Below are 6,760 nucleotides of genomic sequence, written 5' to 3'. Positions count from 1 at the left end.
CAGCTTTTTCCAGCTGGGCGGCGGCGGTTTCGCGGTCACGGCCGATCACCGCCATGCGGGTGGCATCGGCGTAGTTGGCCGGGTCGGCCAACTGGCGGTCCAGCTCGGCCAGCGCGCCTTCCAGCTCGGCTACCTTGGCCTCGGCGGCGGCCAGCTTGTGCGGGTTCACCGGCTTTTTCTGCACCACCTGCGCCACCGGCGCGGTCTTGACCACCACCGGCTCTTCCACCTGCTCCATGCGGGCCTTGGTGCCCTGTGCCTGCGGGCGGGTACGCAGCCACGCGGCGTAGGCATCCAGATCGCCGTCGAACGGCTCGACCACGCCATCAGCCACGCGCCAATAGGTATCGCAGACCAGGCCGATCAGGTGGCGGTCGTGCGAGACCATCACGATCGCGCCTTCGAAGGTGGCCAGTGCTTCGGCCAGCGCTTCGCGCATTTCCAGGTCAAGGTGGTTGGTCGGTTCGTCCAGCAGCAGCACGTTCGGCTGCTGCCAGGCGATCAGCGCCAGCGCCAGGCGCGCACGCTCGCCACCGGAGAAACCATCGACCGGCTCGAACGCGCGGTCGCCCGGGAAATTCCACTTGCCAAGGAAATCGCGGAACGACTGGTTCGGCGCATCCGGGGCGATTTCGCGGAAGTGCTCCATCGGCGACTGGCCTTCGTGCAGCGACTCCACCGTGTGCTGGGCGAAGTAGCCGATCTTCAGATCGGGATGCGCCATTCGCTCGCCCACGATCGGTGCCAGTTCGCCCACCAGGGTTTTCACCAGGGTGGTTTTACCCGCACCGTTCGGGCCGAGCAGGCCGATGCGCTGGCCCGCTTCCAAGCCGAAGCCGACGTTGTGCAGGATCACCGCATCCTTGCCGTAACCGGCCTCGACGTGGTTCAGGCGAATCAATGAGAACGGCAGCTTGGCCGGCGGCGCGAATTCGATGCGGAACTCGCGCTCGGCACGCACCGCTTCGGTACCGGCCAGCTTGGCCAGGCGCTTCATGCGGCTCTGCGCCTGCGCGGCCTTGCTGGCCTGCGCCTTGAAGCGGTCGATGAAGCTCTGCAGGTGGGCGCGCTCGGCCTGTTCCTTCTCGTGCGCGATCTGCTGCTGGCGCAGCTGTTCGGCGCGCTGGCGCTCGAAGTCTGTGTAGCCGCCCGGGTAGAGCTTGGCGCCGCCACCGTGCAGGTGCAGGGTGTGGGTGGCCACGTTGTCGAGGAACTCGCGGTCATGCGAGATCAGCAGCAGGGTGCCCGGGTACTTCAGCAGCCACTGCTCCAGCCAATACACCGCGTCCAGATCCAGGTGGTTGGTTGGTTCGTCCAGCAGCAGCAGGTCACTGGGCATCATCAGCGCGCGGGCCAGGTTCAGGCGCACGCGCCAACCGCCGGAGAACGAGGACACCGCGCGATGGTGGGTCTCGGCCGGGAAGCCGAGGCCATGCAGCAGCTTGCCGGCGCGCGCTTCGGCGTCGTAGGCATTGAGCTCGGCCATCTTCGTGTGGGCTTCGGCCACCGCTTCCCAGTCTTCGCGGGCGGTCGCCTCGGCCTCGGCGGCCAGCACCGCGGCCACTTCGATGTCACCGCCCAGCACGAAGCTCAGCGCCGGGTCGGGCAGCGACGGGGTTTCCTGGGCAACGCTGGCGATGCGCACCTTGCCGGGCAGATCGACATCGCCCTTGTCCGCCTCCAGCTCGCCCTTCACCGCCGCGAACAGGCTGGACTTGCCAGCACCGTTGCGGCCGACCACACCCACCCTGTAACCGGCGTGCAGGGTCAGGTCGACATTGGACAACAGCAGCCGCTCGCCGCGGCGCAAGGCGAAATTACGAAGGGAGATCATCGGGGGAGGCGTCCATATAACCGAATGGAATGTGCTGGTGAGCACTGTTCCTGCGACGCAATTCTAGCGTTAACGAATACTTGACGCGCCCCGGGATGCGCAGCGGCCGGCGTTTCTCTCTCCCACGTCCTCGCCGCGCGCCTCCCGGGCTCCCTCCCCCGCCAGTGCCAATTCGGGCTAAATGGTTGCTGCTGCAACGTTTTTTCTGATGACCGGCATTTGACAGGCACTGGATATCCCGTTAATTCCTGTATTGCGCACCGCAACAACCGTCGTCCGCTCACCCCCGTGATGTCGATTCCGGTGCCATCCCGCCAACCGGAGCCCCCTCCCGATGACCCGCAAGACCAGCCTGATCGCCGCCGCCGTCGCTGTCGCACTAGGTGGTTCTCCGTTCGTTGCCGCCGCCCAGCAGGCCGGCACCGCCGCCAACACCCTGGATACGGTGATCGTCACCGGCACCCGCGTGGCCGACCGCACCGTCGCCGAATCGCAGTCGCCGATCGACATCATCACCCCCGAAGCCCTGCAGTCCACCGGCACCAGCGAGCTGGCCACCGCGCTGTCGCGCGCCCTGCCCTCGCTGAACTTCCCGCGCCCTGCCCTGACCGATGGCACCAGCGGCGTGCGCCCGGCGCAGCTGCGCGGCCTGTCACCCGACCAGGTGCTGGTGCTGGTCGACGGCAAGCGCCGCCACACCTCGGCGATGATCAACGTCAACGGCAGCATCGGCCGTGGCTCGTCGGCGGTGGACATCAACGCGATTCCGATCGCCGCCATCGAGCGCGTGGAAGTGCTGCGCGACGGTGCGTCGGCACAGTACGGCTCGGACGCCATCGCCGGCGTCATCAACATCGTGCTCAAGGGCAGCGGCAGAGGCGGCAGCCTGGCGGTGGACTACGGCCAGTACTCGGCCGGTGACGGCAACAAGTACCAGCTCTCCGGCGATACCGGCATCGAGTTCGGCAACGGCCGTGGCCGCGTGCACGTGGCCGGCCAGATCAGCCAGCAGGACGAAAGCAACCGCGCCGGCCCGTACCGCGGCACCACGCCGAACACCGGCAACTTCCCGAGCATCGGCCAGAAGACCTTCATCGTCGGCGACCCGCGCGTGGATGCGACCGCGGCATCGGCCAACGCCAGCTTCGACTTCAGCGACCACGTGACCGGCTACGCCAGCGCGCTGCTGAGCAACCGCGACATCACCTCGTTCGCGTTCTACCGTTCGCGCAACCACAACGGGCAGAGCGCGCTGCTGGCGCAGACCTACCCGGACGGCTTCGTGCCGGAGATCAACCAGTACTCCAAGGACCGCTCGCTGGTGGCCGGGGTCAAGGGCAACACCGACAACGGCTGGACCTGGGACCTGAGCCTGAACCACGGCGAGAACACCCTGGACTTCCACACCCGCAACAGCATCAACTACAGCCTCGGCGCGACCAGCCCGCGCTCGTTCTACGACGGCACGCTGAAGTACCAGCAGGACATCTTCAACGCCGACCTGACCAAGTCGCTGGACTGGGGCCTGGCCTACCCGGTCACGCTGTCCTTCGGTGGTGAGTATCGCAAGGAGAAGTGGGACCAGAAGCCGGGCGAACTGAACTCGTACACCGGCAGCGGCGCGCAGGGCTTCGGTGGCTTCACCCCGACCAATGAAGTGCATGCCGATCGCCACAACTACGCGGTCTACGCCGGCCTGGAAGCGGACCTGACCGAGAAGTTCTCGGCCGGCATCACCGGGCGCTACGAGGATTACTCAGACTTCGGCGACCGCTTCTCCGGCAAGCTGTCGGCGCGCTACGCGTTCACCGACAAGGTCGCGCTGCGGGCAACCGCCTCCAGCGGGTTCCGTGCACCGTCGCTGGCGCAGCAGGGCTACCAGGCGGTGACCAGCCAGTTCCTCAATGGCGTGTTCGTCGAGCGTGGCACCTTCCCGACCACCAGCCCGGCCGCGCAGGCGCTGGGTGCCTCGCCGCTGAAGGCCGAGACCTCCACCTCCTACAGCCTGGGCCTGGTGCTGCAGCCGGTCGACCGCCTGTACATCACCGTCGACGCCTACCAGATCGACATTGATGACCGCATCGCATTGTCGTCCAGCATCACCACCAACGCCGCCACCAGCGCGCTGCTGGGCACCTTGGGCCTGCCGCAGGTGACCGCGTTCTCGTACTTCACCAACGGCCTGGATACGCGCACCCGTGGCGTCGACTTCGTGTCCAGCTACACCGTGCCGTTCAGCGCCAGCAGCCTGGAGCTGACCGCCGCCTACAGCTACAACGACACCGAAGTGCGCCGCGTCGGCGGCACCCCGGCGGTGTTCGGCACGCTGGGCCTGACCCAGTCACTGATCGGCCGAGATGAGATCGGCCGCATCGAGGACAGCTACCCGCGCGACAAGGCGATCCTGAGCGGCACCTGGCGTTCGGACCACTGGGAACTGGGCCTGGCGGCGACCCGCTACGGCAAGTTCACCGTGCGCAACTCGGCCACCGCGCTGCGCGACCAGACCTACGGCGATGCCTGGGTGGTGGATGCTTCGGCCAGCTACAAGCCGAGCAGCAACTGGACCCTGACCGTGGGCGCCGACAACCTGCTGGACAAGTACCCGGACCGCACCGAAGACCTGCAGAACTCCACCTTCGGCATGCTGCCGTACAGCAACTACTCGCCGTTCGGCTTCAACGGCGCGTATGTGTACGGGCGGATCAAGTACACCTGGTAAGGGGTAGTTCCGGCCGCTGGCCGGCAACTCCTAGCCACATCTCTCACACCCGCCGGAGTGATCCGGCGGGTGTTTTGTTATGTGCTGCGGGCAAGATCAGCCGCGCGGCTGGCAATTGGACGTGCGATGACCTTCTGCGATCACACGGACAGACTCGAGACAGTTGTCCAGACTGTCAAAATTCACGCTCACTTGAAGACCAGGCAGCGACCACCTCGCGCTGCCAAACGTTCCTTCATCAAGCCAACGACTGGCTCGTTGATCCATGCGCTCTTCGAGAATGGACGGCGGATCATCGAATTGAAGGCCGAATGGCAGCGGCCCAGCCCAGGCTCTTGAGTTTCCCAGTCGATCGCGGACGAAACTGATGCCGGTGCATACCGGATGGCTACCGGGCACGCCCTGCCTACTGTCAAAGTAAAGGATGAAGCCATGCTCGTCGGCTCTATCAACGACCTCGCTGCTCGCCTCCGCCATCAGGCTCACAAGACCAAGGTCCCGGAACACAGCCTGGAAATCAGTGTCGTCGGTCGATTTGCCGAGGACAGCAAGCACCTGCTCCGCTGAGGGGTACTCGTGCGTTGCCGATGCGCGAGCCAATGGACGCATGGGAATTCCCAAGCTGACATCGAAGATCCCGGGCACTCCTGTCTGCTCGATGCATCCAGGCTGATAGGTCAGACGGATGCGGTAGTCAGGCAGCCACCACGCGTCACGCCTGCCGGCGTGCAAGCTGTCCCCAAAGCCCGCCGTGGCGAGCCTTTCGCGCGCTGTCGTCCTGTCGTCCTCCCATTGCAGGCCAAACAGCAGGTCGCCTTCGTACCTGCGCATGACATCCGGAATGCCGGCCGTCACCGCAACGTTGGTGAAGATCAGCTCACCGCTCTTGCCGTGCGAAGCAATGGATCGCCCGTTCCAGTAGTTGCGCTCGCTGAAGGAGAACAGCATGCCCCGCGCGCTCACACGCACAATCGCCTCGTAAGGGCTTTTGGCAGGACGGGCCAGCTCTGGCCTTCGCCTGACGCCAAGCGACTGCAGCATCGTTGAGACGGCTGGGTCAGTGGCGCTTCTGCCAAACAGGGCCGTTATCGCCTGTAGGTCCATTCATTCCTCTTGTGGCAGCCCCAGGCTGACGCAGCGGACTCCCCTTTCGCCGTCGTAGTCGACAGCCAGCTCCAGCTTTCCGAGCATCCATGCGTCGACATTGCCAGACAGACCAAACACCATTGGCGCCCCCAGATCGGCAGATGCGTCCGACCTGATCTGGTCCCTGGACATCAGGAAGTTCAGGCCGAAAGGCATCGGCCCTTCATACTGGGTGCCGGTGTCATTTCGCCAGCCCCAGAAGATCACGTCGGTGAGCATCCAGGGGCCATCATCGATGTCGTGATAGGCGGTCTCTGAGACCAGACCGGCATCCTTGAATTCAAGCTGCAGTCCAGCAGCGTCATCTGCCCAGATCCGGTGACCACTGACACCCAGGCGGTAATCATCCAGATTCTGAAGCTGGATTCCGATCCTGGAAAAGATGGTTTCGAGCTCCTTCGATTCCGAATCTCTACCGATCGCGGCGATGAACTCTTCAACGGTGGGATGATTCATGAAATTCCGCCTATCTGTATGGGCGAGATGCGCCTACGTAGCGCTTACGGATGGTGATCGCTACGCTTGATGGGGATGCTCAACGAGATGCAGCGAATCGAGTCATCTGGACCAGAGAAATCAACCGCAAGCTCCAAGCCACTGACGCACCAGACATCCACCTCACCATCAAATCCCATTTCAACAGCATTCCCTGCACTCAACGCGGCGAGTCGCTCCCTTACATGCTGGCGCAGCATGGAAAAGCTCAGTCCACAGGGCAACGGGCCTGAGTAGGCAGGCTTCTCCTTCCTGACTTTGTTCTTCTTACTCACTCTCGCTCCCCAGAGCGCTACGCTCGTCAGTACCCAGGGCCCTTCGTCCAGGTCGTGGTAAGGAATGTCCACCAGCAGCCCGACGTCCTTGAATTCCAACTGCAGCGTATTTTCCTCGTCAGTCCAGAACCGCATTCCCGCCAACTTCAACGGATAGTGACGAAAGTCGCGCTCACCAATTTCCAGATCAAGGAGCAAGCGGGACAGGGGCGCCGAGCTTGTGTCTTGACCTATCGCCTGAATCACTACGTCAATGCCGGGAAGCTTCATGTGGTCGTTCACCCATGC

General features: G+C 64.2%; 5 protein-coding genes. 1 reads left to right on the top strand and 4 read right to left on the bottom strand.

Features of this window, described 5'->3' with window-relative positions; translation table 11 throughout:
* Positions 1-1,834: ABC-F family ATP-binding cassette domain-containing protein (locus N5D20_RS14940; RefSeq protein ID WP_279948128.1), on the bottom strand; the 1,834-nt coding region annotated here is incomplete at its 3' end.
* Positions 1,835-2,168: 334 nt separating this feature from the next.
* On the opposite strand from N5D20_RS14940, the gene N5D20_RS14935 reads away from it, so the two are divergent.
* Complete coding sequence (locus N5D20_RS14935; protein WP_197579781.1) at positions 2,169-4,556, top strand: TonB-dependent receptor; 2,388 nt, start codon at positions 2,169-2,171, stop codon at positions 4,554-4,556.
* 96 nt (positions 4,557-4,652) lie between these two features.
* Here N5D20_RS14935 and N5D20_RS14930 read toward each other — a convergent pair whose 3' ends face one another.
* The 3 genes from N5D20_RS14930 to N5D20_RS14920 form a co-directional block, all read right to left on the bottom strand.
* Entirely contained in the window at positions 4,653-5,504 is an 852-nt protein-coding gene (locus N5D20_RS14930) for a hypothetical protein (RefSeq protein WP_241877633.1), read from the bottom strand.
* 156 nt (positions 5,505-5,660) lie between these two features.
* The gene (locus N5D20_RS14925) at positions 5,661-6,158 is read right to left on the bottom strand and encodes a hypothetical protein (protein WP_109814736.1); all 498 of its coding nucleotides are present in this window, start codon (positions 6,156-6,158) and stop codon (positions 5,661-5,663) included.
* Between the two features lie 44 nt (positions 6,159-6,202).
* Entirely contained in the window at positions 6,203-6,742 is a 540-nt protein-coding gene (locus N5D20_RS14920) for a hypothetical protein (protein ID WP_049411116.1), read from the bottom strand.
* Positions 6,743-6,760: the final 18 nt, after the last annotated feature.

This window comes from Stenotrophomonas sp. GD03877 (assembly GCF_029840555.1).
Taxonomy (GTDB): Bacteria; Pseudomonadota; Gammaproteobacteria; order Xanthomonadales; family Xanthomonadaceae; genus Stenotrophomonas; species Stenotrophomonas geniculata.
Note: the sequence above shows the minus strand (reverse complement) of the source record. Positions and strands in the feature narration are given on the sequence as shown.